Origin of the sequence: Plantactinospora sp. ZYX-F-223, from assembly GCF_039649625.1 — a bacterium.
Classification (GTDB): Bacteria; Actinomycetota; Actinomycetes; order Mycobacteriales; family Micromonosporaceae; genus Plantactinospora.
The window spans coordinates 47414-71856 of the sequence record NZ_JBDJAV010000025.1; the positions used below are offsets into that span (position 1 = coordinate 47414).

The window sequence follows — 24443 nt, forward strand, 5'->3', positions numbered from 1 at the left end:
GTGGACCCTGCACAACTCCGACTGGCGGAGATCGGGCTGCGGGTCGCTGCCCGTTACGGATTTGCGTTGGCCGGCGGATTCGCCGTACAAGCCCACGGCATCCTGGACCGCCCCAGCGAAGACATCGACCTGTTCACGGCGTGGGAGCGACGGGATGAATTCGCCGCTGCCGTGGACGCCGTCATCGACGGTTATCGCGACGGCGGGTATTCAGTCGAGGTGACGCAGCGGTTCGACACGTTCGCCCGGCTCGCAGTAACGCATCCCGCTCACCCGGAGCAGCCGTACAAGGTCGAACTGGCAGCCAACTGGCGTGCGTTGCCGCCGGTGATGATGGATGTAGGGCCAGTCCTGCACGCCGACGATGTCGTCGCGGGCAAGATGTCCGCCCTGTACACACGGGCCGAACCTCGGGACTTTCTGGACATCGACGCGGCCGTCACCACCGGGCGCTACAGCCGGATGCGGCTGTGCGAGTTGGCCGAACAGTCCGACGCAGGGTTCGACCGACGCGTCCTGGCGGACCTGTTCGGAATGTTGGAACGCTATCCGGACCGGCGTTTCGCCGCCTACGGCGCCGACTCCGCTCACATCCATGGGATGCGCGAACGATTTGCGCAGTGGCGTGAGGAACTCATCGCCTACCTGCGGTAGGGCGGTGTCGCCGGCCGGTCGTCGCGAGACCGCTGAGCACTGACCTGGACAACAGATGCGCTACCGGAGAGTTGTAGCGCCTCTGTTGTCCAGGTCGAGGCACGGCGTCTGCCACGGCAGGGCCGGGCGTACGCCAGGGTCGGTCAGCGGCGGCGCGGTACCCAGTGGAGGAACCGGTCGGCGAGCGGCGCGGGGTGTACGTCGGGCAGTTCCCGCAGTGCGCGGGCGAGGTGGCTACCGAGATACACCATCAGGCCCACCCGGTTACCCCGGAAGCCGATCAGCAGCGCCAGCCGCGCGTCCTGACACGGCCAGTCGGCGCCGCAGGCTCGGCACCGATAGGAGGGATGCACCGGCACGTGCCGCCGCCAACGCTCCTCGCGGCCGATCATGGCGCCGCCGGTCGGACTTCCTCGGCTCGGCGCGCCCGCCTGGCCTGTCCGGGCGTCAGCGCACCAACCCGGCCGCCCTCGTGCTCCCTCGACGGCGAGTTCCAGTGTGAATCGCGGACATTCCGGGTCCGAGGCCGAACGGACGCCGACCGGCTGTCCGCCGCGACGGCCATGGGTGCCGCCGCCCGGACGGCCGCCCGGTACGGGGCCGGAGTGAGCGGCGGCACCTTCGGCGCGTACGGCATCGGGACCGATCCGATCGAGTCCGGGCACCGCCAGCGGAAGCCGCACCGGCAGTAGCGCCAGAGGCGACGCCAGTCCCGCCGATGCCGCAACCGAGGGCCGACCAGGACGTCGGTCAGCAACCGGTGGAGTTTCCTCATCACGTACCTCCTCGGGGAGTCGGCGGGAGCCGATCTCAGTGGGAGAGCTGAGACCGGCTCCCGGTGCGAGTTCCACCCGGGCGCTTTGCGGTCACCGAGCGGTCCTGCTGCTGCCACTCTCGGTGCCCCCACAAGGGACATGCAACGGTCTAAGCTGACGCATCGCTCGCTAGTCGTTCCTTCTTCACAATCCACCGGAAACAGTCCCAGAATCGATCGACTGATTGCTTCAATCTGAGACAGGGGGTCCGGCGATGACGGACGTGGGATCGTCCATACCGCGCAGGCAACTGGGCCGGTTCCTGAGGCAGGCTCGCGAACAGGCCGGGCTGTCCCTGGAGGCCGCCGGCGCCGACCTCGAATGGTCGCGCTCCACGATGTACCGGATCGAGGGCGGCCAGGCCGCCGTCAAGGCACGTGATGTCGAGGCGATGTGCCGGCTCTACGGCATCTCCGGCGAGATGACCGAGGCGCTGAAGAAGCTCGCCGCCCAGACCAAGGCGAAGGGATGGTGGCACGCCTATGGCGACACCCTGCCGGCCTGGTTCGAGCTGTACGTCGGCCTGGAAGCCGCAGCCTCCCGCCTCCGGCACTGGGAACCCGCCGTACTGCCCGGCCTGCTCCAGACCCGTGAGTACGCCGAACACCTGCTGCGGTCGCATCCAGACCTTCCACCGCGCGAGGTCGGACGGCTGGTCGAGGTCCGGATGGAGCGCCAGAAAGTCCTGACGCGCAAGAAGCCGGAGCCACCACGCCTGGAGGTAATCGTGGACGAGGGGGTGCTACGCCGAGAGGCTCCAGGCATGGGTCGGCAGCTCGCTCACCTCCACAACCAGGTGACGAACGGAGTGGCGAGCATTCAGGTCGTGCCGCGATCCGCAGCACCGACCTTTGCCCTGACCGGCGGGCAGTTCATCATCCTGGAATTTCCCCCGCTCGGGATCAGGACTCCCGAGCCCACCACGGTCTACAGCGAGCTACTGACGGGCGCCCTCTACCTCGACAAACCGACAGAGGTTGCGGCGTACGCTAAGGCATGGAGGTCGCTCGAAGAGGTGGCACTCGATCTGTCCCGGTCGACCGACCTGATAGCGATGATCGCCAAGGAGATGCGCGATGAGTGACCAGACCGCTGCCGAGTGGCGCAAGTCAAGCCGCAGCAACGGGTCGGGTGGCGCGTGTGTGGAGGTCGCCGACAATCTGTCCGGCGTAGTCCTCGTCCGTGACACCAAGGACCGCGAAGGCGGCACGCTGACGTTCGCTCCCGCCCCCTGGCGAGCCTTCGTCGACTTCGCGAAGCAGGCACCGACCGCCTGACTCCGGCAAAGCCCTCACTGACCGTCTTGCCCCTGCCTGTCCGCTTCAGCACGCCACCCAGTAATTCCGCGCGTACCAGGAGTTGGACACCCGGTCCGGCGCGGACCGTCGTCGGGTATGGTTCTCTCCGTGGCGCGTTCCTATCGATGGTTTAGTCAGCCGGCTCCGGAGCCGGTGACTCAGCCATGACCTGACGTCACCATCCAGCAAGAGCCGGCTGAAGCAGGGACATCGTCCCTGCTTTTTTCGTGGAAACAGCCGGCTCGGCTCCCGGGCGCCGGCCCCGGGGTGGCGGTCGGCAGAGAGGGAGCCTCGACGATGACCACCACTGGGATGGGTCGGGTCAGCGACCAGCGCATCGACCGGATCGTGCCGCTGACCACCCCGGCGCTGCTGCACCACGAACTGCCCCTGGACGAGCCGTTGGCCAGCGCCGTACTCGACGGCCGACGATCGGTCGCCCGGGTGCTCGACCGGGAGGACGATCGGCTACTGGTCGTCGTCGGCCCGTGCTCGGTGCACGATCCCGCGGCGGCCCTGGACTACGCGCAACGGCTACGGGTGGCGGCGGCCGAGCACGCCGACGACCTGCTGGTGGTGATGCGGGTCTACTTCGAGAAACCCCGCTCCACCGTCGGCTGGAAGGGCCTGATCAACGACCCCGGGCTGGACGGTTCCGGCGACGTGAACGCCGGGCTGCGGGCCGCCCGCGCGCTGCTGCTGGACGTACTCCGGCTGGGGCTGCCGGTCGGCTGCGAGTTCCTGGACCCGATCACTCCGCAGTACATCGCCGACACGGTGGCCTGGGGCGCCATCGGAGCCCGTACGGTCGAGAGCCAGGTGCACCGCCAGCTCTCGTCCGGCCTCTCCATGCCGATCGGGATGAAGAACCGCCCGGACGGCAGCGTCGGTACGGCGGTCGACGCGATCCGGGCCGCCGGGGTGCCGCACGTCTTCCCCGGCATCGACGTCTCCGGGGCCCCGGCGATCATGCACACCCGGGGGAACGCGGACTGCCACCTGGTGCTGCGCGGCGGCCGGGGCGAGCCCAACTACGACGCCGAGTCGGTGGCGGCGTCGCTCTCGCTGCTCCGGGCGGCCGGGCTGCCCGAGCGGCTGGTGATCGACGCGAGCCACGACAACAGCGGCAAGGACCACCGCCGGCAGCCGGTGGTCGCCGCCGACGTGGCCCGGCAGATGGCCGACGGCGAGCGCGGCATCGTCGGGGTGATGCTGGAGTCGTTCCTGGTACCCGGCCGGCAGGACCTGGACCCGACCCGGCCACTGGAGTACGGGCAGTCGATCACCGACGCCTGCCTCGGCTGGCCGGAGACCGAGGAGGTGCTGGCGGAGCTGGCGACGGCGGTCCGGGCCCGGCGGGTGGCGGCACCGGCGGGTACCACGCTGGGCTGACCTGTCCGGATCGGCGGCGGCCGGTCGGGGCCGCCGCCGAGACTGGCGGGTGTGACGTAGCAGTCAGTTGGGAGATCCACCGCGACGCAACCGTGCGGTTCGGTGCGGCGTCTGGATCAATAGGGCGAAAAGCGCGCGTACGGTTGTGCTCGCGCCGGCCGCCCGCCCGCGACCTGCCCGCCAGACCCAGAGGTTCACGCGATCATGCCGAAACTCCGCCGACGTAGCCTGACGAAGGCTGCCACGCTGCTCATCTGCGCCCTGCTCGCCGGGGTGGTGGTCGCCGGTGCGGCGTTCCCGGCGGTGGCCATGTCCGGGCTCGCGGCGAAGGCCGGCGCCGACTCGTTCCAGGACCTGCCCACCGAGCTGACCGTGCCGCAGGTGCCGGAGGCGAGCCAGGTCTTCGCCGCCGACAACAAGACGCTGATGGCGACCTTCTACGACGAGAACCGCCAGGACGTCCCGTTGGCCGAGATCTCCCCGGCGATGCGGGACGCGATGATCGCCGCCGAGGACCACGCGTTCTACCGGCACAACGGGGTCGACGTGAAGGGCTTCATGCGGGCCCTGATCTCGAACTTCACCGGCAACTCCCGGCAGGGCGCCTCGACGCTGACCATGCAGCTCGTCCGGATGTCGATCACCTACGGTGCGACCGACCCGAACGACGTGGTGGCGGCCAGCGAGGACACCAACGTCCGGAAGGTACGCGAGATGCGCCAGGCGGCGGCGCTGGAGAACAAGCTGACCAAGGACCAGATCCTGGAGCGCTACCTGAACATGGCGCCGTTCGGCCACGGGACGTACGGGGTGGCGGCGGCGAGCCGGTTCTACTTCGGCAAGGAGCCGAAGAACCTGACCGTGCCGGAGGCGGCGATGATCGCCGGCCTGGTCAAGTCGCCGAGCTACTACGACGCGCTGGACAGCGCGGGGCCCGGCCACGACCGGACGGTGGACCGCCGCGACTGGGTGATCGGGCAGATGAAGGAGATCGGCGCGATCACCGAGCAGGAGAAGGCGGCGGCGCTGGCCACCCCGCTCAAGGTCAAGGGGCAGCGGCCGGCCAACGGCTGCACCAGCTCGGTACACAACGACTGGGGCTTCTTCTGCGACTCTTTCTACCGGTGGTGGATGGATCAGGAGGCGTTCGGCCGCACCTCGTACGACCGGGAGCGGCGGCTCAAGGGCGGCGGTTACCGGATCGTCACCACCCTCGACCCGGCCGTGCAGAAGGCCGCCTACGCCAACGTGCAGCAGTACCTGCCCACGGGACGGAAGGACGCCCTGATGGTGGCGGCCGTCGAGCCGGGCACCGGCCGGGTGCGCGCGCTGGCCACCAACCGGACGTTCGGGCTGGACGACCCGGCGAAGCCGAAGAACCCGGTCTCCAGCAACCCGAAGCAGGCGGACGCCGGGATGCGGGCCACCTATCCGCGTACCACCAACCCGCTGCTGACCGGTGGCGGTGACGTCGCCGGGTACCAGGCCGGATCGACGTTCAAGATGTTCACCATGGTGGCCGCGCTGGAGCAGGGCTACCCGCTCAGCCACACCTACAACGCGCCGCAGCGCTACCCGTCGAAGTACTCCGCGGAGCGCGGCACCGACTCGGCCTGCGCCGGCACCGAGCGGTGGTGCCCGGGCAACGACAACGAGAGCATGGCCGGCATGCACGACATGTGGAGCGCGTTCGGCCGCTCCGTCAACACCTACTTCGTACCGCTGGAGGAGCGGGTCGGGGCGGCCAAGGTCGTCGACGCGGCGCAGCGGATGGGGATCCGGTTCCGGCAGCCGGGCGAGGCGGCGGTGGCCAACGACCCGGCCCAGGCCGACGGCTGGGGATCGTTCACCCTCGGTGTCTCGGCGACCACCCCGCTGGACCTGGCCAACTCGTACGCCACGCTGGCCGCCGACGGCAAGCACTGCGAGCCGATCCCGGTGCAGGAGGTCAAGGACCGCGCCGGCAAGGCGCTCGACATCGCCTCGCCGCGCTGTGACCAGGCGGTGGACCCCGGGGTGGCCCGGGCGGCCATCGACGCGGCGCGGTGCCCGGTCGGCGACCAGTCCGCGTACGGCAGGTGCCGTGGCGCGACGGAGGCGGACGCGTACCGGGTGGTGGACCACCCGGTGGCGGGCAAGACCGGTACCACGGACAGCGAGCGGACCGCCTCCCTGGTGACCATGACCACGACGCTCTCGGTCGCCGGCATCATGGCCAACCCGGACTGGCCGGAGACCACCACCAACATGGACCACGACATCGTGAACCCGGCCGTCTACGAGACGCTGGCCGACGCGATGAAGGGGAAGCCGAAGAAGGACTTCCCCAAGCCGGACGAGAAGCTGGTGTACGGAGACCAGAAGTCGGTGCCGTCGGTCACCTGCCGCTCGGTCGACGACGCCACCGCCGCGCTGCGCGACGCCGGGTTCACGGTGGAGGTCGACCCGAACCGGGTGGCCTCGAACTGCCCGGACGGTACGGTCGCCGGCACCGATCCGGACGGCCGGACCGTTTCCGGCGGTGTGGTGGTGCTCCGGGTCAGCAACGGGCAGTCCTCGGCGAACGGTCCCGGCCGGGGCGGTCCCGGCGGCGGTCAGACCTCGACCGAGGGCGGTACCTCCGGGGGCGTCCCGGGCGGCCGGCGCGGCTGACACCGGCGGCGGGCGAAAAGGATACGCCGCCCATGGCGAGGCCATGGGCGGCGCGGGTGTCGGTGTGCAGGTCGCCTCTCGGCGAGTGGCACGACGCGGCTCCAGCCGGACGGTATTCCGCGAAGGCAATTGGGTGAGGCCCGGGGACACTGGACACACCGACAGTCGTAGTCAACCTCGGATCCGGGTCCGGTGTTCCGTCCTTTGCCGTGACGCACGTCACCCGGCTGTCCCGAGCACGGGTCACCGCCCCGCGGCGGTCGGGGGCGTACGGCGAATCGGACGGCCGGCCGCCATTCGGGCGGGTTTGGCCGATTCGGCACCGGGTAGCTGATCTCCGTGACCGACCAACCGACCCGGGACGACTCGGCCAGTCCGGAACTCGACGCACTGCTCGACGACCTGTACGCCGGTCAGGAGCGGCTCACCCAGTCGGAGATCCAGCGACGGGCGGTCGCCGCCGAGGTGTCTGCCGAACTGCTGACCAGGATCACCGCGCTCCCGCAGGGCGAGTACGCGGTCGACGAGGTCGCCGACCTGCTCGGCGGTACGGCCGGCTGATCCCCGGACGGCGAGGAGAGAAAATCATGACCGAAGATGACCGGCCGCAGCGGGCCCGCCTGGCTCCGCTCGGCCAGGCACCCGGCGACACCGAGCCGCAGGACGACCCCGACTTCACCGCCGAACACGACAAGACGGCGGTGGACGAGGAGATCATCACCGGTACCGACACCGAACGGGAGCCGGAGTCGCCCCGGGGCTGGTCCGGCATGCAGCGCTGAGCCTGGGTGGAGGCGCACGCAGCTTACGGCCGGGAGGCGGCGCGCTGCGCGACGGCGTAGCCCATCTGGAGGAAGTCGGAGGCGGCGACGGCGGTGAGGGCCGTCGCCACCAGTCGGGTCAGCCGGGGTGCGAGCACCAGGCCGCCGGTCAGCCCGGTGGCGACCCAGACAGCCAGGCAGAACGGACAACTGAGCAGTTCGCCGACGGCGTGCTTGGTCGAACTGCCCTGGTCGCGTACCTGCTCCATCACTTCGCCGCTGCCGATCGGCCGGTCGTACCGGGTGAACGGCGCGCGCAGCGGGCTGGTCACGGCGTCCTTGGAGAGCAGCCGGCTGAGCTTGTGGGTGGCCACCGACAGCAGTACGACGTCGAAGGTGCTCGGCCGGTCCGGAGCCCGCCGCCCGGTCGTCTTCGCCGCGGCGGCCAGCGCCAGCGCCGCCCCGGCGTAGGTACCCATCGCCGCCAGGTAGCCGCCGAGCGGCCGGTGCTCGTCGGGCGCGTACGCCTGCCGGAGTCGTGCCACCCTGTTCCGTACGTTCATCCCGCCTCGTTCCGCATTCCGCCTGCCGTCCGCCGCCGCCGCATGCCGTCCGCTGTAGCCGCCTGCCGTCCGTCCCGGGGCACCGGCACGCTCACCCCGGGGTGAGGTTGTCGTCGACCTCCCGGGCCAGGCTGGCCAGTGACTGGTCTGCGATCTCGTGCAGCCGCCGCTCCGGCGGATCGGCCTCCAGTTCGAGTCGTACGGTGGCTCCACCGGCGTCGACCGGTGACACCTGCAACTGGGCCGACCAGTCGGGGGGACCGGCGCTGCGCCACCGGGCCCGCAGGTCGGCGGCGGTCAGTTCCGCTCCCGGCACGCCGCCGGCGCGCAGCGGGGCGGGCAGCCAGGCCGCGACCCGGTCCGGGTCGGTGGCGGTGCTGAACACCACCTCCGGTGGGGCGGAGATGCCCCGCTCGGCACGGGCCGTCACCACGCGCCGTCCCGTAGGCGGCTCGGGTCGACCTCCCGGCCCGGATGCCGGGTCAGGTACTCGGTCTCCAGTTCGGCGGTCCGCCGCAGGTGGTTGCCGAGCGCGGTGTCGGCGGCGTGCCGGAGCGTGTCCAGCCTGGTCCGGTGCAGGCTGTGCATCTCCCGGAACAGGTCCTCGTCGCTCAGCTCGACCGGGTCGATGCCGAGGACCTCCTCCTCGGCGGCCACGAAGTCGCTGGCCGTGCCGCCGCGCCGGACCGGGTCACCGTCCCACTGGCCGACCCGCTGTTCGGGGCTGGCGTCGATCGGCGACCCGACGTCGGCCGGGGAGAACTCGTCGTGGCGTACTGATTCGGACATCGTCGCCCCCGATAACTCGTTTGGGTGGACGACTAGACGGTTGCCCAAACCGGGTAGTGCCAAACCCCGACCGGGCGGGCGACACTACGACGCCGCGTCGGAGTCGGGACCGACCCGCCCGGTACGCTCGTGGGCATGAAACGGCTGTGCACACCGGCGTGGATCGTGCGTCACGTGCTCACCGTCGCGCTGGTCGTCGGCTTCCTGGCCCTCGGCTGGTGGCAGATCAGCCGGGCCCTGGGGGGCAACACCCTGAGCTGGGCGTACGCCTTCGAGTGGCCGATCTTCGCCGGGTTCGTCGTCTTCCTCTGGGTGCGTGAGGCGCGCTACACGCTGCGCGGTGGCCGGCCACCGGCCGCCGAGCCAGCCGCTCCGCCGGCCCGGGCGACCACTTCGGGGGTACGCCGACCGGTGCGCACGACCCGGCCACGGCTGGCCGCCGAGGGCCCGGAGGACCCGGCTCTGACCGAATACAACCACTACCTCGGGTGGCTGAACGCCAATCCGGGCGCTCGCCCCGCCGACTATCCCGGCCTGGGCCGGCAGCAGGAAGGATGAACCGTGGGCGCAGCCCTGACCCGCTACCGTGTGGTCGCTTACGTGGTCGGCGTCGTGTTGATCGCGCTCGTCGTGGTGGGCATGCCGCTCAAGTACCTCTGGCACGACCCCGTGGTCGTCGAGACGGTCGGCCCGGCGCACGGCTTCCTCTACATGGTGTACCTGCTGGCCACCTTCGACCTGGGGCGCCGGGCGCGCTGGCCACTGACCCGGATGGTGCTGGTCATGCTCGCCGGGACGATCCCGTTCGTCTCGTTCTTCGCCGAGCGGGCGGTCACCCGGCAGGTGCGCCAGCCGGAGCCGGTGGCCGGCTGAACCGCCGCGCCGGGGCGGCCGCCGACCGCGAGCCGCCCCGTTCCACCAAAGAGGTCATTCATTTGAATGTCTCGCGATACGCGAGGTCACGCACCATGCTCAGTGGCGCCCGATAGGCCGGAACGTGAATGAATCACGCCGCCGGGGTCGGATTTCACGCGTTGCGGAGCCCGTCCACGAATGCCCGCCAGGCACCCGCACCGAACAGCAGCGACTGCTCCGGATCGACCGAGTCGCGGACGGCGGCACCGCCCCCGACCTGAGCCACCTCGACACAATGCTGCGATTCGCATCGGGTGCTCTTCCGCCAGTCGAGCTCGGCGGAACCAGTCTGTGACATGCGCCCTCCCCGGCACCTAATAGCGTTGCGGCAGGTGCCGCGACAGGGAGAGAGGCTACCCTCACGACCGCATTCCGCACAGCCCGCAATATCCCGATTATGATGTACCCGTAGACAATGGACACAACCGGTGATGGCGTCGTCGCGGCAAGCAGGGACGCTGGTGGAACGCAGCGGGCCCGTGTAGCCTGCACAAAAGTCTGGCGATCTGGCAGGTAGCCGGTAGCCAGGTGGCAGGTTGCCGGGATCAGAATGAGCCGAATTGACCCTCGCTCGGCCGCCGGGGCGCCGTTTGAAGGGAGCGTTCCCGATGACTACGGCGTACGGCCCGACCGTGGGTCGCCGCAAGCTCCGCTCGGCGATCCGGCGGGCCCGCGAGGCCGCCGGGTTCACCCAGGAGCAGGCGGCCGTCGCGATGGACTGGTCGCTCTCCAAGCTGATCCGGATAGAGGCGGGATACGTCTCGATTTCCACCAACGACGTCAAGGCGTTACTCAATTACTATCAGGTGCGCGATCCGGAACAGGTCGCCGAACTGGTGCAACTGGCCCGGGTGTCCCGGCAGCGCACCTGGTGGTCGCAATATCGTGACGCACTGCGTCCGGCCTATTATTCGTATATCGGGCTGGAGGCGGAGTCCTCGGAACTCTATTTCTACCAGTCCGTCGGCATGCCCGGACTACTCCAGACAGAGGCGTACGCGCAGGCGGTTCTGAAGACGGCAATTCCCAAACTGGACGATCCCGAGGAGGCACAGGCTTCCATCACGTTGCGGTTGCGCCGCCAGCAGGAAATGCTCGGCCGGGCCGATCCGCCGAACATTGTCGTGGTATTCGACGAGGCGGCGCTGCACCGGCAGACCGGCGGTCCGGCCGTCATCCGGGAGCAGCTCCTGCATCTGGTCGGCCTCGCCGACTCCGGCCGGATCACCGTCCAGGTGCTGCCGTTCACCTCCACCGTCTACACCCCGCTCGGGCAGTTCGTGATCATACGCTTCGCCGCCGGGGAGGACGCCGACGTCGTCTATCTGGAGAGCACCGGCCTGGAGGACGTACTCGACGACCCCGAGGCGGTGACCGCGCACCTGCGGACCTTCACCGGGCTCCGCGAGGCGGCCCTGACCCCGGCCGACTCGCTGCGCCGGATCTCGGAGATCGCCGCCGGCCTGACCGGCTGACGTGCGGCCCTCCGCCGTGCGCACCGGTCCGGATCGGCCGGTCGTCGCCCAACCCGGAGCGGCACCGCCGGACCGGCGAAGGTCCGGCGGGCACGCCACGGACGCGCTCCCTAGGGCATCGGCTCGTACGGGGTGTCCGAGGCTGGCGGGAACGCCAGCCCGCCCAGCCGGGCGGCTTCCCGGGCCCGGATCAGCGCCCGGGTCACCTGACCGAACTGCCGCTCGTGGTCGGAGCTGAACAGCAGCACCGACTCCCCCTTGTACCGCCCCCACAGCTCGTACGCCGGCGGCCGCCACCGGTGGCCCACCAGGGCGAGCCCGACCGGCACGAAGGCCGCGAGCCCGAGCCCGGCGTACGTGGTGGCGGGGAGCCGGTAGAGGTCACCGGTGTAGCCCAGCGCGACTCCGATGCCGACGAGTACCGCGGCGGTGACCATCACCGCTCGCAGCGTCAGTCGGTCGTGCGGCCCGCGGGCGGTCTGCAGGTGGGTGAGTTCGGAGATCGAGAACTTGCGGCCGGCGACGATGAATGCCTCGTTGGTGATCCGCACGCCGGGTGCCCGGTAGAGGTCGACCGGACGGGGGCGGGCCAGTCCAGATACCTCGAATGACGCGTCTGGCAGGTGGACGGGAGGGCGAGTAGGCTCCATTCTTGCCTCCAACGGCTCCTGAGGCGGGCTGGTGTGGACGGTTCGTAGAGATCGGCATCTGGTGGCAGCCGGATGCCGATCGTCTTGCAAGCGATCTGGGGCGCACGCGAGGCCCGGGAACTATGGCTGGTTCATTGCACGCGACCTCGCCCCCCTGCTGGCGACTACGCCGGGTACTGCTGCGCCGGGCCCCCGGGGAGCCTGTCGGCTCCCTGCATTCATTGTGCGAAGGGCACACCAGCAAGTGGAAGGGACGCAGACAGCCACCTGGCTGATTTCCAGGCGGCAGCCGGGCCACTCGTCGCGCTCTGCCCGATTGCATGGTGGTTTGCCCATACTCAGCCAGAGCCGCTATCCGCCAAGACCGACCTATCGGGCGAAGGATCAGGGAGTGGCTGGGCAACACCTCCGCGGCCAGCCAATATCACTACCGGAACGCACGCCAGCACGGTTCGTGATCACGACATTCGGGTTATCGCTCGCCACTGCCGCATCTCACCCGCCGGCCACTGTCGGTAATCCCGGGCCCGGGCTACGTTGAACCGGCTGGCCCGGTCGTCAGTCATCCTCCGGGTGGCGCCGGTCCGGTGCCGCCGCAGGCAGCACTCGCGGTGGCGCAAGGAAGAAGGGTTCTGCACACGTTGTCTTCGGTGCGGATCCTGCTGCGTGCCCTCGTCGCGGCCGGCCTCTCGGCGGCGCTTCTCGCCCCGATGTCGGCGGCCCGGGCCGAACCCTCGGCCAGCGAGCTCACGCAGCGGATCAACAAGGCCTCCGCCGAACTGGAGAAGGTCGTCGAGTCGTACAACAAGCTCAACGAGGAGATCAAGGAGAGCAAGGCCGCCGCGGCCACGCTCAGCGCCCGGATCGGACCGCTGCAACAGCAGGCGGACCAGAGCCGGGCCGAGGTGGCCGAGCTCGCCACCCGGGCGTACAAGCTCGGCGGCTTGAGCACGGCGAGCGCGCTGCTGAACCGGGGCGACGCCAGCACCCTGGTGGGCCGGCTCGGTGCGCTGGAGCAGTTGGCCCGGGACCGGGACCGGCAGATCGCCGGGTTCGACGCGACCCAGCGCCAGTACGCCGAGGAGAAGGCCCGGCTCGACGCCACGCTGGCCCGGCAGACCGCGCAGGCGAAGCAGCTGGCCGCCGGCAAGAAGCGGATCGAGGGCGAGCTGGCCAAGCTCTACGAGATGCGCCGCGAGGCGTACGGGTCGGCGACCTCGTCCGGCAGCAAGTACACCGGCAGCGTCCCGGCGGTCTCCGGCAAGGCTGGTGTCGCCGTCCGGTACGCCTACGACGCGATCGGCACGCCGTACGTCTGGGCGGCCGAGGGCCCGAACGGCTACGACTGCTCCGGGCTGACCCTGGCCGCCTGGCGGGCCGCCGGCAAGTCACTGCCGCACAACGCCGCGATGCAGTGGGACAAGGTGGCACACATCAGCCGTGGTGAGCTGAAACCCGGTGATCTCGTCTTCTACAGTGGACTCGGCCATGTGGCGCTCTTCGTGGGCAGCGGCAAGGTGATCCACGCACCGCAGGCGGGCGAGACCGTCAAGCTCGCCAGCGTCGACATGATGAGCCCGTACGGCTACGGACGCGTCCGCTAGTCAGACCGGGTCGCTCGCGCGCCGGACCGGGCGGTCCGGCGCGCGAGCGCGTTCTGGACCAGCACGTCCAGCAACTCCGGATAATCCAGCCCGGCGACCTGCCAGATCCGGGGATACTGCGAGACCGGGGTGAAGCCGGGGAACGTGTTGACCTCGTTCAGCACCGGTGCCACCCCGGCGCGGAGGAAGAAGTCGATCCGGGCCAGCCCGGCGCAGCCGAGCGCCCGGAACGCGCGTACCGCGAGGTCGGAGAGTTCGGCCGTGACCGCGGCGTCCAGCCGGGCCGGAATCTCGAAGACCGTCCCCGGGTCGTCGTACTTGGCGTCGTAGTCGAAGAACGACCGGCCGCCGGCGACCCGGATCTCCAGCGGCGGACCGACCTCGAGCCGGCCGTCGGGACGTTCGAGTACCGCCAGGTCGATCTCGCGCCCGGGGACCGCCGCCTCGATCAGCACCTTCGGGTCGCTGGACCGGGCCCACTCCAGGGCCGCCGGCAGCTCCGCCCAGTCGGTCACCCGGGTCACGCCGAGGCTGGAGCCGGCCCGGGCGGGCTTGACGAAGACCGGCAGGCCGAGTCGGCGCAGTTCCGCCGCCGGCGGCACCCCGTCCGGGTCGGTCGGCCGGGACACCACCGCGTCGGCGACCGGGATCCCCTCGGCGGCGAGCAGCTTCTTGGTGAACTCCTTGTCCATCCCGGCGGCGCTGGCCAGTACGCCGTTGCCGACGTACGGCACGCCGGTCAGCTCCAGCACCGACTGGAGGGTGCCGTCCTCGCCGTACGGGCCGTGCAGGGCCGGGAAGATCACGTCGACCGTACGCAGCCGGTCGACCGCCTCGAAGACGCTGACCGGCGCTCCGGTGCCGAAGACCCACTGCCCGGTCCGGGTGATCAACACCGGTTCCGGCCGGTAGCGCGCCGGGTCCAGGTTCTCCAGTACGCTCGCCGCCGACTGGCGGGAGACCCGGTGTTCCCCACTGCGCCCGCCGTAGAGCACTGCGATCCTGATCGTCGACTCAGACATTGACCCGCTCCCGTCCGCTGTGCCGCTCGGCCCGCACCGGCAGGTAGCGCCGGCCGACCCGGGACCCGATGCCGGTGAAGATCTCGTGCGGGTTGGTACCGGCCCAACCGGCCCACTCGACGACGGTCGGCTCGCCCTGCTCACCGGGCCCGAAGATCAGCACCTCGTCGCCGGTACGCACCGGCAGGTCCCCGACGTCCACGACGATCTGGTCCATGGTCACCCGACCGGCGACCCGGCACCGCCGGCCCGCTATCCAGACCTGGGCCGCTCCGGCGGCGGCCCGGGGAATCCCGTCCGCGTAGCCGACCGGCACCAGCGCCAGGGTCGTCGGGGCGGCCGTGACGTAGTCGTGCCCGTAGGAGATGCCGGTGCCTGCCGCGACCTGCCTGGTCAGGATGACCCGGGACCGCAGGGTCATCGCCGGGCGCAGTCCGACGGGCAGCCCCGGCAGCGGCTCCACGCCGTAGACCGCGATGCCGGCCCGGACCAGGTCGAAGTGCGTCTCCGGCTGGCCGACCAGGGCGGCCGAGTTCGCCAGGTGCACCAGCTCGGGTGCGAGCCCGGCGCCCCGGGCCAGTGCCAGGGCGCGGCCGAACCGCCGTAGCTGCGCGGTGTCCCTGGGGTCGGCCGGAAACTCCCCGCCGGCCAGATGGGACCAGAGCCCACGAACCCGGATCCGCCCGACGCTCTCGAAGCCGCGCGCCAGGCGTACCAGCTCGGGCCATTCCTCGTCGCTCGCACCGTTGCGGGAGAGCCCGGTGTCGACCTTGAGGTGCACCTCGGCCCGTACGCCGGTCTGGGCCGCCCCGGCGGCGATCCCGCGCAGGTGTGCCACCGAGGGCACCGACAGGTCGATCCGGGCCGCGACGACCGGGGCGAAGTCCTCGTCCTCGGCGTGCAGCCAGCACAGCACCGGCGCGTCGACGCGGCCGGCCCGCAGGGTCAGCGCCTCGGCCCGGGAGGTCACGCCCAGCCACCGCGCGCCGGCCGCCAGCACCGTCCGGGCCACCGGCAGGGCGCCATGCCCGAACCCGTCCGCCTTGACCACCGCGAGCAGCTCCGCGCCGGTCCGTCCGGCCAGGGTACGGACGTTGTGCGCGATCGCGTCGAGGTCGACCACCGCCTCCGCGAGTGGGGCCAGGCCACCCGCTCCGCCGAGTTTGATCACGTTGTGTGAGACTAGAAGGAGTCTGTGCGGTTCTTGTGAAGGCGGAGTGCGGGAACGGTTCGGCCTCCCGGGAGCGGTGCGCGAGCCGAGGTCGTGCCCGAACCGGCACCGCACCCGGTCAGGCGCTAACCTGCCGGGATGACCCCGTCGGAGGCCAGCACACTCGCCGCTGCGGTGCTCGACCGCCTCGCCCCGCACCTGCCCGAGGTCGCCGCGGCCGGTGACCCGGACCCGGCGGGACCGGACCGTCGACTCTACGACCTGGTGGCGGAGCGGCTGCGTACCCTCGACGAGGTGGAGGCGCTGGCCGACCTGGTCCGGGAACCCCGGAACAACTCACTGGTCAAGCGCCTGCTGAGCACCGCCGCCGCCGAGGATCCCCGGTACGCCGCCGAGCTGGCCGCCGCCGTCGAGGCCCTGCCGGCCGAGGCCGGCACGCCGGTCCCGGCGAATCGGACGGCCGCCGACGCGGCGACGCGGCCGGAGACCGGGGAGCCGGTCGGGGCGGCGGCTGACGCCGTACCCGGATCGGCCGGTGGTCGACGGCCGCGCCGCTACGGTCCGTGGATCGCCCTCGGCGCGGTCGTGCTGTTGCTGGTGGTCGGCGGCCTGGTCGTCCGCGCGGTGCTCGACGGGCTCACCGACGCCGGTGGGCTGACCGCCGACTCGACCTGCCGGGAATACCAGCAGGCGCCACCCGAGGAGCGGGTCGCCGCGATCCGCCAGATCGGGCTGGCCAAGGGCATTTCCGGAGTGGACAGTCCGCTGGTGATGACGGCGGTGGACCAGCTCTGCGACGCCTCACCGTCGGCGCGGATCGGCGACCTGGTCGCCCGCTTCGACGGCTGAGCCCCTCGCCGGCCGTTGGCCCGGCTCAGGTGACGTCCCGCCGCAGGGGTACGGCGACGGCGAGCACCGCGGCCACCGCCGCGTAGCCGGCGAGCAGCAGCCCGCCGCCCAGCGGTGACATGAGCTGGACCGGTGCGAGACCGAGCCCTTCGGCCGCCGCGTCGACGACGTGGCTGAACCCGGTGAGCGCGGCGGTCGCCCCGGCCGGCAGGTACGGGTACAGCCGGCTCACCCCGGGGACGATCACGAGCAGGGGTTCGAGCAGGTAGAAGTAGCCGACGACCACGGCGAGGGCCGCTACCTGGTTGCCCACCAGCGCGCCAATCCCGACTCCCAGCAGCGTGTACACCGCCATCGAGACGGCCAGCCGGGCGAACAGCTCCAGGATCGACCCGGTGGAGAGTCCTGGTGTGACGCCCTGGGCCGCCGCAGCGGCGAAGAACACCGCCGCGCCGGAGCCGGTGAGCACCAGCCCGTACGCCAGCCCGGCGACGCCGTACGCGACCAGCTTCGCCACCAGCACCTGCCAGCGCCGGGGCGCGAACAGAAAGGTGAAGTCAACGGTCCGGTGCCGGTACTCCGCGCTGACCGCCCACGTGCCCAGTACCGCCGGAACGAACATGGTGTAGCCGACCATGCCGAGGACGGTCCGTACCCCGGTGTCGGTGTCGAGCCCCGGCATCGGCGGGTCGAAGTTCTCCGGCCCGAGCAGGGTCAGCAGGCCGATCAGACCGGCGCCGCAGAGCAGGGCGATCAGCAGCGCCACCAGCCAGAGCCGGGTGGCCAGCAGGCGACGGAACTCGGCCCGGACCAGGCGGTTCATCGGACCCCCTCCACATCCTCGGCACGGTCACCGGTCCTGGCGCCGTCGGCGTCCGGCGCGGTCGAGGTGAGCCGGAGGAAGAGTTGTTCGAGGCTTCCCGACGCGCCGACGAGGTCGACGAGCGGGCCGGCCGCCACCTGCCGTCCGCCACGGATCACCACGACCTCGTCCACCATCTGCTGGACCTCGCTCAGTACGTGGCTGGAGATCAGCACGGTCCGGCCCTGCCGGGCCAGCTCGCGCAGGAAGTCCCGCAGCCAGGCGATGCCCTCCGGGTCGAGCCCGTTGCCCGGCTCGTCGAGCAGCAGCACCGGCGGATCGCCGAGCAGTGCGGTGGCGAGGTTCAGCCGCTGCCGCATGCCGGTCGAGAAGGTCCGGGTCCGCCGGTGGGCCGCCTCGGCCAGCCCGAGCAGCCGCAATAGTTCCTCGACCCGACCGTCCGGGTACCCGCCCATCGCGGCGTACGTCCGCAGGTGGTCCCGGGCGGTGTGTCCGGGGTGGAAGGCCGAGGCGTCGAAGACCGCGCCGACCGTACCGGAGGGCCGCTCCAACTCCCGGTAGCGCCGGCCGCCGATCGTCGCCGTACCGGAGGTCGGCCTGACCAGGCCGAGGATCATCCGCATCGTCGTCGTCTTGCCCGCGCCGTTCGGCCCGAGAAAGCCGGTGATCGCCCCGGGCCGGACGCTGAAACTCAGCTCGCGTACGGCGGTGACCCGGCCGAACCGCTTGGTCAGCCGGGACACCTCGACCGGGACGGCCGCCCGGCTCATGCCCGGTCCAGGGTGCGGGTGATGTGCCGCTGCACGGCGGCGGCGAGCCGGGCCGCGTCCGGGGTGGCGAAGACCACCTCGTCGAGGGCTCCGTCCACCGTGCTCCGATCGAGCCGCAGGTGCAGGCCGGGCATGCCACGGCGGGCGTACACCAACTGGCGCGGGCCGCCGAACAGGCCCCAGACCCCGATCTTGGCAATGCCGGTGACCACCAGCCCTCGGCGGGCGCCGGCGGCCAGCCGGAGCGACCGCTCGACGTACGCCACCCGCCGTACGGACCGCAGTGGCACGGTCAGGGCCCGTCGACCGAGCCAGAGTCGGTCCAGGCCGGTGAACTCGAAGGCCACCGCGTCACCGGAGATCCTCATCGTCGCCATCTGCTCCACCCGCGTTTCCTCGTCGTGGTCGGTCACTTCCGACCGGAGCCCGTTTCCCTCCGCCAGCCGCTGCCGCCGTCGGCGCCGCTTCTGGCCAGGACGACTATCTGTTCTATAAGTTGTATAGCAGATCCTCGGGCCGAGGGCGAGTGGCAGCCGAGCGCGACGGCGGGGAGGCCGGGGGGCGGGGGCGGGCGCCGCCGAAGCGCGGCGAGCTTGTCAGGGGGACTTGGACTGTTCTATAACTTGTGGAACAGAAGGGCGGCGGCGTGATAATCGAGGTGGACCCGAACAGCGAGGTCCCGATCTACCAGCAGTTGCGTGACCGGGTGGTCGAGGCGATCGCCAGCGGCGCGCTCCGGGAGGGCAGTCCGCTGCCCTCCACCCGGGCCCTGGCCACCGACTTCGGCATCAACTTCCACACCGTCAACAAGGGCTACGACCTGCTGCGCCAGCAGCGCCTGCTGCGGATCAACCGGAAGTCCGGCGCGGTGGTGCTCCGGGACGGCAACTCGGGACCGCCGGCACCGGAGTTCGTCGCCGACTGGACCGCCCGGGCCACCACCCTGTTGGCCGAGGCGACCGCGCACGGCCTGAACCGGGAAGAGGTGCTCGACATCTGCCGCACCATCCTGACGGCGTTCGGCGAGAGCCAGGAGGAGTCGCGATGATGACGGTCGCCTGGGTCAACATCGCGCTGCTCACCGTCGCCGGTTCCGCCTGGATGATGCCCTCGGTCCAGCGACCGACCCTACCGTTCGGGGTACGGGTGCCCGCCCAGCGGGCCGGCGACGCGGCGATCGCCGGTCAGATCCGCACCTTCCGGAGCAGGGTCGCCGCGAGTGGACTGGTCGGACTGCTGGCCGGCGTCGCCCTCACGCTGACCGTGGCCGGCGACGGCGACGACGACACCGTGGCGCTGGTCGGCCTGGCCCCGATGGTGGCACTGATGCTGCTGGTCGCGCTCTTCTATCTGCGGGCCCGCCGGGCGATCCAGCGGGTCAAGGCCGAGGACGGCTGGTACACCGGCGTCACTCAGCGGATCACGGTGGACACGTCGCTGCGTACCGGGCCGGAGCGGCTGCCCTGGCCGTGGATGCTGCCCGCGCTGCTGGTCCCGCTGGTCACGCTCGCCGCCGGGATCGCCGGCTACCCGGAGATGCCGGAACGGGTGCCGACCCGCACCAACGGTTCCACCGTGGTGGCCTGGCAGGCGAAGTCGCCGTGGGTGGTCGGCGTACCAGTGGCGATCGAACTGGCCAGCACGGTCCTGCTGATCGCCCTGCTCGCCTGGTCGTACCGGAGCCGGGCCGATCTGGAGCCCTCCGCTCCGAAGCGCTCGGCCAGCCAGCACCGGCTCTTCCTCCGGCGCTTCTCCCGGGCCCTGCTGGTGCTCGCCACCTGCGGAAACCTCACCATCCTCTGCGCCGTCCTGCCGATGTGGCAGGGACGGGCACCCGGTCCGCTGGCCACCGTCGCGATGCTGCTCTCCGCCCTGCTCGGCACCGTCTACGTGATCGTCGTGGCGGTGCGCGCCGGCCAGGGCGGCAGCCGGATCGCCACCGTCCCGGCCCCGCCGGCCGAACGCCCCGACGTCGCGCACCCCGACGACGACCGGCACTGGCGGCTGGCCGGCCTCTGCTACGTCAACCGCGACGATCCGGCGCTCCTGGTGCAGAAGCGGATCGGCGTGGGCTGGACCCTCAACTTCGGCAACCCCCGGAGCGTGCTGCTGCTGGCCGCCGTCGTGGCGGCGCTGCTGGCCGGCATCCTGGTGCCCGGGCTGGTATGAGGAATGGGCCGCCGGGTGATCCGCGGCCAGTGATCACCGGGTCAGCCGGGAACCCGGCCGTCGGAGCCGAGGACGGTGAGAAAGGCCACCCAGGCGGTCGGCACGAACCGGAGTACCGGGCCGGCCGTGTCCTTGGAGTCACGTACGGCGACGCCGGCGGCGAGCCGGGCCACCTCGACACAGTTGCCGCCCTCACCGCCAGATCGGCTGCTCTTTTGCCAGGTCAGCATGCTTTCGTCCGGCCGCATCCCGTCCGGTCCTCCCTCACGTCCAGAAGGCCGCCGTCTCCCTGAGCAGCCGCGCCGATTCTTTCCGCGACAACGCTGCCGCAACCAGGTGGTCGAAGGCAAGCGCGAAGGAGGCGATCTGGGCCGGCTCGTCGATGTAGAGCGCGCCGGTCCGATGTTCGGTGTAGACCAGGCCCGGATCGGTGGGCTCGGGAAAGCCGAGGATCGCGAACGGCCGGCCGAAGGCGGTGTACGCCGGGCTGCTGAACCGGACCACCCGCAGCTCGACGTGGGACCGTTCGGCCAGCACCGCCAGGTGGCCGAGCTGGTCGCGCATGACCGCTTCGTCGCCGACCCGGCAGCGCAGTACCGCCTCGCCGAGCACCACCCGCAGCCGCATCGGGTCGTGCTCGTGCAGCCGCCGTTGCCGGGCCAGCCGGAGCTCCACCTGCCGGGTCAGCTCCTCGGCCGGCGCGAGCGGCTGGGTGGACCGGATCAGCGCGGCGGCGTACGCCTCGGTCTGCAACAGCCCGGGCACCAGATGGGTCTCCACGGTACGGATCTCGGTCGCCTCGGACTCCAGTCCGACGTACACCTCGAACCAGTCCGGGATCGCGCCGCCGTAGGTGACCCACCAGCCGCGTTGGGTCGACTGCTTGGCCAGGGTCGCCAGCACCTCGCGGGTACGCTCGTCGGCCACCCGGTAGATGTCGAGCAGGGCGAGGACGTCGCGGGTCCGGGTGGAGTGCTTTCCCGCCTCGATCCGGGAGATCTTGGCATCGGAGCACTTCATCCGCTGTGCGACCTGGAGAAGGGTGAGCTGCTCCCGTTCGCGCAGGCGACGCAGCTCGATGCCGAGCCGGCGACGCCGGGCGGTCGGACTGATCGGCACGGAGTCCTCCCCGGATTCCTCCGTCGGTGGTGGGCACGCCACCGTCCGGCCGGCGGCGCACCTCCCGACGCGAGCGGAACTCACTGTCGTGGTGCCGGTCACCCTAATGGTTGATGTTGGTACGGCGCTCCGCAGGCACCCGGCGTCCGGTCCCGGGTACGACGACGAGCGGCCGGCGTCCGATGTCGGACGCCGGCCGCTCGCCGGTTCGTCGAAGTTGCCGACCGCCGGCCTGCCGCCGGGAGTCAGCCCTGCTCGCTCAGGCCGCCTGTAGTCCCTCGGCCCGGGCCAGCTCACGCAGCCGGCCCAGTGCCTGGATCTCCAGCTGCCGGATCCGCTCCCGGGAGAGCGAGAACCGGGAGGCGACCTCGGTCAGCGAGTGCTCGCGGCCGTCCTCCAGGCCGTACCGGGCCCGCATGATCCCGGCCGACCGGTCGTCGAGGTGGTTCAACAGGCCCTCGATGCGCTGCCGCTCCAGGCCGGTGAGCACGATCTCCTCCGGCGACGGGGCGTCGCTGTCCGCGACCAGGTCACCGAGGTTGGTGTCCCCGTCGTCACCGACCGGAGTGTCCAGCGAGACGGTGTCCTGCGACCAGCGGACCAGCTCGTGCACCCGCTCCACCGGCACGCCCAGCGCCGCCGCGATCTGCTCCGGCTCCGGGTCGCTGCCCAGCTCACGGGTGAGCTGGCGGGCCACGTTGCGCATCCGGTTGACGTCCTCGACCAGGTGCACGGGCAGCCGTACGGTGCGCTCCTGCTGAGCGATCGCTCGGCTGATCGCCTGCCGGATCCACCACGTCGCGTACGTCGAGAACTTGTAGCCCCGCTCGTAGTCGAACTTCTCGACCGCTCGGACCAGACCGGTGTTGCCCTCCTGGATCAGGTCCAGCATCGGCATCCCGGAGCGGACGTACCGGCGGGCGATGGAGACGACCAGCCGGAGGTTGGCCCGGATGAAGAGGTCCTTCGCCCGCTCCCCCTCGACCACCAGCCGCTCCAGCTCCGCGCGGCTGACGCCGACCGGGAGCTTCTCGGAGTCGATCAGGTGCTCAGCGTAGAGGCCAGCCTCGATGGCCTTGGAGAGGTCGACCTCGGCGGCGGCGTCGAGCAGCGGTGTGCGGGAGATCTCGTGCAGGTACACGCCGACCAGGTCGCGCTCCTCGGCGACCTCGTCGGTCCGCATCACGATCTTCTTCTCCACGTTCCCCACGGTCCCCTCGTCGTTACTCCCGGTGGCCCGGGTTCCTGCTCCTGCCATCCCCACGTTCATCAGCCCTCCCCGTAACTTCCGCTGTGCCCCGCGGTGCTGACACCTACACAACAGTTGAGACGCGTTAGGGATTCCATCTGGTGAGTCGAAAGTGTCACGAATGCCTGAGTAGTTGCTGAAAGCACGATCGACGTTTGCTGTCAGTCGTCTCGATCGGGGCATGTCGGAGCCGGCGATACCGCAGCTACGGGGCCTGCGACGGCTCTACACCGGCTATCGCATCATCGCCACACAACGACACACAGCGATCCACGTCACCAGGTTGCTGCGATACTCGTCACGCTTCGATATACGCACGGCGCGGCCAGTCGGTTCATCCCGCCGCCCCAGGGTTACCCCTCCGCCTGCCCAACAATCCGGAGCCCGGAGATAGTCCCGGGCCGGTACGTCGGGTCCCCGACACTCCCGGCGCCGCCCTCCGCAGGTCGGGCTGGGCCGGCCGGAAACCGGACTCCGGGGGCGTCGGCCGACGCCCCGGGAGTCAGCCGGCGAGCAGGGCGATCGCGCCGCGTACCTGGTTCGCCGAGCGATCCAGCGCGGCCCGGGCGTCGGCGGGGGCGGCACCGGACAGCAGCGACACCAGAGCGGCCTTCAGGTCACCGTCGGCCTCGGTCAGCGCGTGCTGCGCGACCTCCTCGGCACAGCCGGTCGCCTCCACGAGGATCGAGATCATCCGTCCCCGCAGTTTCGCGTTGGTGGCGACCATGTCGATCATCAGGTTTGAGTAGACCCGCCCCAGCCGCACCATCACGGCGGTGGAAAACCCGTTCAGCACCAGTTTCTGTGCGGTCGCGGCCTTCATCCGCGTCGAACCGGTAACCACCTCCGGGCCGGTCTCGACCCCGATGAACACGGTCACCGACCGGGCCGCCGCAGCGCCCGGATCGGCACAGATGAGCGCGGTGTCCGCGCCCAGGTCGGTCGCCGCGCGCAGCGCCCCGAGCACGTACGGGGTACGCCCGCTGGCGGCCAGGCCGACCACGAGGTCACCGGGGCGTACGCAGGACCGCGCCTCCTCGGCACCGCCGGCCTCGTCGTCCTCGGCATCCTCGACGGCCCGCCACATCGCGTCCGGCCCACCCGCCAGGTGGGCGCAGAACCAGCGGTCCGGAGCGTTGAAGGTGGGCGCCAGCTCGGCGGCGTCGAGCACACCGAGCCGCCCCGAGGTGCCCGCGCCGAAGTAGTGCACCCGGCGCCCGGACCGGAGCGCCGTCACGGCCAACTCGACCGCCACGGCGATCTCGTCCAGCACCTTCGCCACCGCGGCCGGTACCCGCCGGTCGTCCTCGTTGATCACCTTCAGGACGTCCCGGACGGACATCACGTCCAGGTCGAGACTGCGCGGGTTGCGCAGCTCGGTCGGGGAACTGACCCGGACCACCGCCCGCGGCTCCCGCCCCTCGGCCACGCCCGCCGTCGGGCCGGGGTCTCCGGGCCGCCCGCCGCCGTCCTCCGGCCGGTGGCCGGGCCCGGTCGGCGGGTAAGAGGACCCCGCGTCGGAATCCGGACGCGGGGTGGTGGCAGGTAGCGCACCGGGCTCGACCCGTCCGGCCGTCATGTCCGCCCCCCAGCGCCTCGGCCACCCCAGAGTCCGTGACTCACACCGCCGCCTCGCCTCGGCCAGAGCCCGTGCCTCATACCGTCGCCTCGCCGCGCACGGCGCCGCGTCGCGACACCGTCAC

Annotated in this window: 29 protein-coding genes; 14 read left to right on the forward strand and 15 right to left on the reverse strand. The window is 71.1% G+C overall.

The genetic code is table 11. The features are described from left to right. Positions 1–654, forward strand: coding sequence for a nucleotidyl transferase AbiEii/AbiGii toxin family protein (locus AAH979_RS24520; RefSeq protein ID WP_346260474.1), 654 nt, complete (start codon positions 1–3; stop codon positions 652–654). A 143-nt stretch (positions 655–797) separates the two neighbouring features. On the opposite strand, the gene AAH979_RS24525 is transcribed toward AAH979_RS24520, so the two are convergent. Beyond that, complete coding sequence (locus tag AAH979_RS24525; protein WP_346260475.1) at positions 798–1046, reverse strand: hypothetical protein; 249 nt, start codon at positions 1044–1046, stop codon at positions 798–800. Positions 1047–1683: 637 nt separating this feature from the next. On the opposite strand from AAH979_RS24525, the gene AAH979_RS24530 reads away from it, so the two are divergent. The 6 genes from AAH979_RS24530 (at position 1684) to AAH979_RS24555 (ending at position 7593) form a co-directional block, all read left to right on the forward strand. Then, positions 1684–2553 (forward strand): helix-turn-helix transcriptional regulator, encoded by an 870-nt coding sequence (locus AAH979_RS24530; RefSeq protein ID WP_346260476.1) that lies wholly within the window; start codon positions 1684–1686, stop codon positions 2551–2553. Then, a complete protein-coding gene (locus AAH979_RS24535; protein ID WP_346260477.1) occupies positions 2546–2746 on the forward strand; it encodes a DUF397 domain-containing protein in 201 nt (66 codons plus the stop codon). The genes AAH979_RS24530 and AAH979_RS24535 overlap by 8 nt, the downstream gene beginning before the upstream one ends. 318 nt (positions 2747–3064) lie before the next feature. Beyond that, positions 3065–4159 carry a 3-deoxy-7-phosphoheptulonate synthase gene (locus AAH979_RS24540; RefSeq protein ID WP_346260478.1) on the forward strand — a complete coding sequence of 365 codons (1095 nt, stop codon included), beginning with the start codon at positions 3065–3067 and terminating at the stop codon, positions 4157–4159. A 204-nt stretch (positions 4160–4363) separates the two neighbouring features. Then, positions 4364–6811: a penicillin-binding protein gene (locus tag AAH979_RS24545; RefSeq protein WP_346260479.1), complete on the forward strand. Its 2448-nt coding sequence runs from the start codon at positions 4364–4366 to the stop codon at positions 6809–6811. 339 nt (positions 6812–7150) lie between these two features. After that, on the forward strand, positions 7151–7372 hold the full coding sequence (locus AAH979_RS24550; protein ID WP_346260480.1) for a hypothetical protein: 222 nt from the start codon (positions 7151–7153) through the stop codon (positions 7370–7372). Between the two features lie 26 nt (positions 7373–7398). Continuing rightward, entirely contained in the window at positions 7399–7593 is a 195-nt protein-coding gene (locus tag AAH979_RS24555; protein WP_346260481.1) for a hypothetical protein, read from the forward strand. 23 nt (positions 7594–7616) lie between these two features. On the opposite strand, the gene AAH979_RS24560 is transcribed toward AAH979_RS24555, so the two are convergent. From AAH979_RS24560 to AAH979_RS24570, 3 genes are all read right to left on the reverse strand, one after another. Beyond that, a complete protein-coding gene (locus AAH979_RS24560) occupies positions 7617–8135 on the reverse strand; it encodes a DUF1360 domain-containing protein (protein WP_346260482.1) in 519 nt (172 codons plus the stop codon). A gap of 91 nt (positions 8136–8226) precedes the next feature. Next, complete coding sequence (locus AAH979_RS24565; RefSeq protein WP_346260558.1) at positions 8227–8565, reverse strand: hypothetical protein; 339 nt, start codon at positions 8563–8565, stop codon at positions 8227–8229. Next, complete coding sequence (locus AAH979_RS24570; RefSeq protein WP_318394900.1) at positions 8562–8924, reverse strand: DUF6158 family protein; 363 nt, start codon at positions 8922–8924, stop codon at positions 8562–8564. The genes AAH979_RS24565 and AAH979_RS24570 overlap by 4 nt, the downstream gene beginning before the upstream one ends. Before the next feature lie 135 nt (positions 8925–9059). Between AAH979_RS24570 and AAH979_RS24575 the strand changes: the two genes are divergently transcribed. Beyond that, complete coding sequence (locus tag AAH979_RS24575) at positions 9060–9482, forward strand: hypothetical protein (RefSeq protein WP_346260483.1); 423 nt, start codon at positions 9060–9062, stop codon at positions 9480–9482. Positions 9483–9485: 3 nt separating this feature from the next. Then, positions 9486–9797 carry a DUF3817 domain-containing protein gene (locus tag AAH979_RS24580; RefSeq protein ID WP_346260484.1) on the forward strand — a complete coding sequence of 104 codons (312 nt, stop codon included), beginning with the start codon at positions 9486–9488 and terminating at the stop codon, positions 9795–9797. Between the two features lie 154 nt (positions 9798–9951). On the opposite strand, the gene AAH979_RS24585 is transcribed toward AAH979_RS24580, so the two are convergent. Next, entirely contained in the window at positions 9952–10137 is a 186-nt protein-coding gene (locus tag AAH979_RS24585; RefSeq protein WP_346260485.1) for a DUF397 domain-containing protein, read from the reverse strand. Between the two features lie 310 nt (positions 10138–10447). On the opposite strand from AAH979_RS24585, the gene AAH979_RS24590 reads away from it, so the two are divergent. Beyond that, positions 10448–11314 (forward strand): helix-turn-helix transcriptional regulator, encoded by an 867-nt coding sequence (locus AAH979_RS24590; RefSeq protein ID WP_346260486.1) that lies wholly within the window; start codon positions 10448–10450, stop codon positions 11312–11314. 110 nt (positions 11315–11424) lie between these two features. Here AAH979_RS24590 and AAH979_RS24595 read toward each other — a convergent pair whose 3' ends face one another. Continuing rightward, entirely contained in the window at positions 11425–11865 is a 441-nt protein-coding gene (locus AAH979_RS24595; RefSeq protein WP_346260487.1) for a DUF6232 family protein, read from the reverse strand. Positions 11866–12605: 740 nt separating this feature from the next. Here AAH979_RS24595 and AAH979_RS24600 point away from each other — a divergent pair. Then, positions 12606–13568, forward strand: a complete 963-nt coding sequence (locus AAH979_RS24600) for an NlpC/P60 family protein (RefSeq protein WP_346260488.1) — start codon at positions 12606–12608, stop codon at positions 13566–13568. On the opposite strand, the gene AAH979_RS24605 is transcribed toward AAH979_RS24600, so the two are convergent. Then, positions 13565–14590: a D-alanine--D-alanine ligase family protein gene (locus AAH979_RS24605; protein WP_346260489.1), complete on the reverse strand. Its 1026-nt coding sequence runs from the start codon at positions 14588–14590 to the stop codon at positions 13565–13567. The two genes, AAH979_RS24600 and AAH979_RS24605, sit on opposite strands and share 4 nt — an antisense overlap. Beyond that, entirely contained in the window at positions 14583–15761 is a 1179-nt protein-coding gene (gene alr, locus AAH979_RS24610; protein WP_346260490.1) for an alanine racemase, read from the reverse strand. The genes AAH979_RS24605 and alr overlap by 8 nt, the downstream gene beginning before the upstream one ends. A 138-nt stretch (positions 15762–15899) precedes the next feature. Here alr and AAH979_RS24615 point away from each other — a divergent pair, with 138 nt between their 5' ends. Beyond that, the gene (locus tag AAH979_RS24615; RefSeq protein ID WP_346260491.1) at positions 15900–16610 is read left to right on the forward strand and encodes a hypothetical protein; all 711 of its coding nucleotides are present in this window, start codon (positions 15900–15902) and stop codon (positions 16608–16610) included. Positions 16611–16635: 25 nt separating this feature from the next. Here AAH979_RS24615 and AAH979_RS24620 read toward each other — a convergent pair whose 3' ends face one another. Genes AAH979_RS24620 through AAH979_RS24630 form a run of 3 tightly spaced genes read right to left on the reverse strand, consistent with a single transcriptional unit; the run spans position 16636 to position 18580 of the window. Beyond that, a complete protein-coding gene (locus AAH979_RS24620; protein WP_346260492.1) occupies positions 16636–17433 on the reverse strand; it encodes an ABC transporter permease in 798 nt (265 codons plus the stop codon). Next, positions 17430–18203 carry an ATP-binding cassette domain-containing protein gene (locus tag AAH979_RS24625; protein ID WP_346260493.1) on the reverse strand — a complete coding sequence of 258 codons (774 nt, stop codon included), beginning with the start codon at positions 18201–18203 and terminating at the stop codon, positions 17430–17432. The genes AAH979_RS24620 and AAH979_RS24625 overlap by 4 nt, the downstream gene beginning before the upstream one ends. Further along, positions 18200–18580, reverse strand: a complete 381-nt coding sequence (locus AAH979_RS24630; protein WP_346260494.1) for a hypothetical protein — start codon at positions 18578–18580, stop codon at positions 18200–18202. The genes AAH979_RS24625 and AAH979_RS24630 overlap by 4 nt, the downstream gene beginning before the upstream one ends. Before the next feature lie 248 nt (positions 18581–18828). Here AAH979_RS24630 and AAH979_RS24635 point away from each other — a divergent pair, with 248 nt between their 5' ends. Together AAH979_RS24635 and AAH979_RS24640 are read left to right on the forward strand one after the other, a co-directional pair. Then, entirely contained in the window at positions 18829–19251 is a 423-nt protein-coding gene (locus AAH979_RS24635) for a GntR family transcriptional regulator (RefSeq protein WP_346260495.1), read from the forward strand. After that, entirely contained in the window at positions 19248–20372 is a 1125-nt protein-coding gene (locus AAH979_RS24640) for a DUF5808 domain-containing protein (RefSeq protein WP_346260496.1), read from the forward strand. Before AAH979_RS24635 ends, AAH979_RS24640 begins: the two co-directional genes overlap by 4 nt. 41 nt (positions 20373–20413) lie before the next feature. Here the strand turns inward: AAH979_RS24640 and AAH979_RS24645 are convergent, their stop codons facing one another. The 4 genes from AAH979_RS24645 to AAH979_RS24660 all read right to left on the reverse strand — a co-directional run bounded on the left by AAH979_RS24645 (position 20414) and on the right by AAH979_RS24660 (position 24319). Then, positions 20414–20620: a DUF397 domain-containing protein gene (locus AAH979_RS24645; protein ID WP_318394888.1), complete on the reverse strand. Its 207-nt coding sequence runs from the start codon at positions 20618–20620 to the stop codon at positions 20414–20416. Positions 20621–20636: 16 nt separating this feature from the next. Continuing rightward, positions 20637–21491 (reverse strand): helix-turn-helix transcriptional regulator, encoded by an 855-nt coding sequence (locus AAH979_RS24650; protein ID WP_346260497.1) that lies wholly within the window; start codon positions 21489–21491, stop codon positions 20637–20639. A gap of 259 nt (positions 21492–21750) precedes the next feature. After that, complete coding sequence (locus AAH979_RS24655; protein ID WP_346260498.1) at positions 21751–22761, reverse strand: sigma-70 family RNA polymerase sigma factor; 1011 nt, start codon at positions 22759–22761, stop codon at positions 21751–21753. 481 nt (positions 22762–23242) lie between these two features. Next, complete coding sequence (locus tag AAH979_RS24660) at positions 23243–24319, reverse strand: N-acetylmuramic acid 6-phosphate etherase (RefSeq protein WP_346260499.1); 1077 nt, start codon at positions 24317–24319, stop codon at positions 23243–23245. Positions 24320–24443: the final 124 nt, after the last annotated feature.

What these genes read in the sequence shown, in the direction of transcription:
- AAH979_RS24545 (WP_346260479.1), top strand. Translation starts at nt 4,364, where the DNA reads ATGCCGAAACTCCGCCGACGTAGCCTGACGAAGGCTGCCACGCTGCTC.
- AAH979_RS24560 (WP_346260482.1), bottom strand. Translation starts at nt 8,135, where the DNA reads ATGAACGTACGGAACAGGGTGGCACGACTCCGGCAGGCGTACGCGCCC.
- AAH979_RS24645 (WP_318394888.1), bottom strand. Translation starts at nt 20,620, where the DNA reads ATGCGGCCGGACGAAAGCATGCTGACCTGGCAAAAGAGCAGCCGATCT.
- AAH979_RS24655 (WP_346260498.1), bottom strand. Translation starts at nt 22,761, where the DNA reads ATGAACGTGGGGATGGCAGGAGCAGGAACCCGGGCCACCGGGAGTAAC.
- AAH979_RS24575 (WP_346260483.1), top strand. Translation starts at nt 9,060, where the DNA reads ATGAAACGGCTGTGCACACCGGCGTGGATCGTGCGTCACGTGCTCACC.
- AAH979_RS24540 (WP_346260478.1), top strand. Translation starts at nt 3,065, where the DNA reads ATGACCACCACTGGGATGGGTCGGGTCAGCGACCAGCGCATCGACCGG.
- AAH979_RS24570 (WP_318394900.1), bottom strand. Translation starts at nt 8,924, where the DNA reads ATGTCCGAATCAGTACGCCACGACGAGTTCTCCCCGGCCGACGTCGGG.
- AAH979_RS24630 (WP_346260494.1), bottom strand. Translation starts at nt 18,580, where the DNA reads ATGGCGACGATGAGGATCTCCGGTGACGCGGTGGCCTTCGAGTTCACC.
- AAH979_RS24590 (WP_346260486.1), top strand. Translation starts at nt 10,448, where the DNA reads ATGACTACGGCGTACGGCCCGACCGTGGGTCGCCGCAAGCTCCGCTCG.
- AAH979_RS24615 (WP_346260491.1), top strand. Translation starts at nt 15,900, where the DNA reads ATGACCCCGTCGGAGGCCAGCACACTCGCCGCTGCGGTGCTCGACCGC.
- AAH979_RS24585 (WP_346260485.1), bottom strand. Translation starts at nt 10,137, where the DNA reads ATGTCACAGACTGGTTCCGCCGAGCTCGACTGGCGGAAGAGCACCCGA.
- AAH979_RS24525 (WP_346260475.1), bottom strand. Translation starts at nt 1,046, where the DNA reads ATGATCGGCCGCGAGGAGCGTTGGCGGCGGCACGTGCCGGTGCATCCC.
- AAH979_RS24535 (WP_346260477.1), top strand. Translation starts at nt 2,546, where the DNA reads ATGAGTGACCAGACCGCTGCCGAGTGGCGCAAGTCAAGCCGCAGCAAC.
- AAH979_RS24625 (WP_346260493.1), bottom strand. Translation starts at nt 18,203, where the DNA reads ATGAGCCGGGCGGCCGTCCCGGTCGAGGTGTCCCGGCTGACCAAGCGG.
- AAH979_RS24620 (WP_346260492.1), bottom strand. Translation starts at nt 17,433, where the DNA reads ATGAACCGCCTGGTCCGGGCCGAGTTCCGTCGCCTGCTGGCCACCCGG.
- AAH979_RS24660 (WP_346260499.1), bottom strand. Translation starts at nt 24,319, where the DNA reads ATGACGGCCGGACGGGTCGAGCCCGGTGCGCTACCTGCCACCACCCCG.
- AAH979_RS24530 (WP_346260476.1), top strand. Translation starts at nt 1,684, where the DNA reads ATGACGGACGTGGGATCGTCCATACCGCGCAGGCAACTGGGCCGGTTC.
- AAH979_RS24640 (WP_346260496.1), top strand. Translation starts at nt 19,248, where the DNA reads ATGATGACGGTCGCCTGGGTCAACATCGCGCTGCTCACCGTCGCCGGT.
- AAH979_RS24605 (WP_346260489.1), bottom strand. Translation starts at nt 14,590, where the DNA reads ATGTCTGAGTCGACGATCAGGATCGCAGTGCTCTACGGCGGGCGCAGT.
- AAH979_RS24555 (WP_346260481.1), top strand. Translation starts at nt 7,399, where the DNA reads ATGACCGAAGATGACCGGCCGCAGCGGGCCCGCCTGGCTCCGCTCGGC.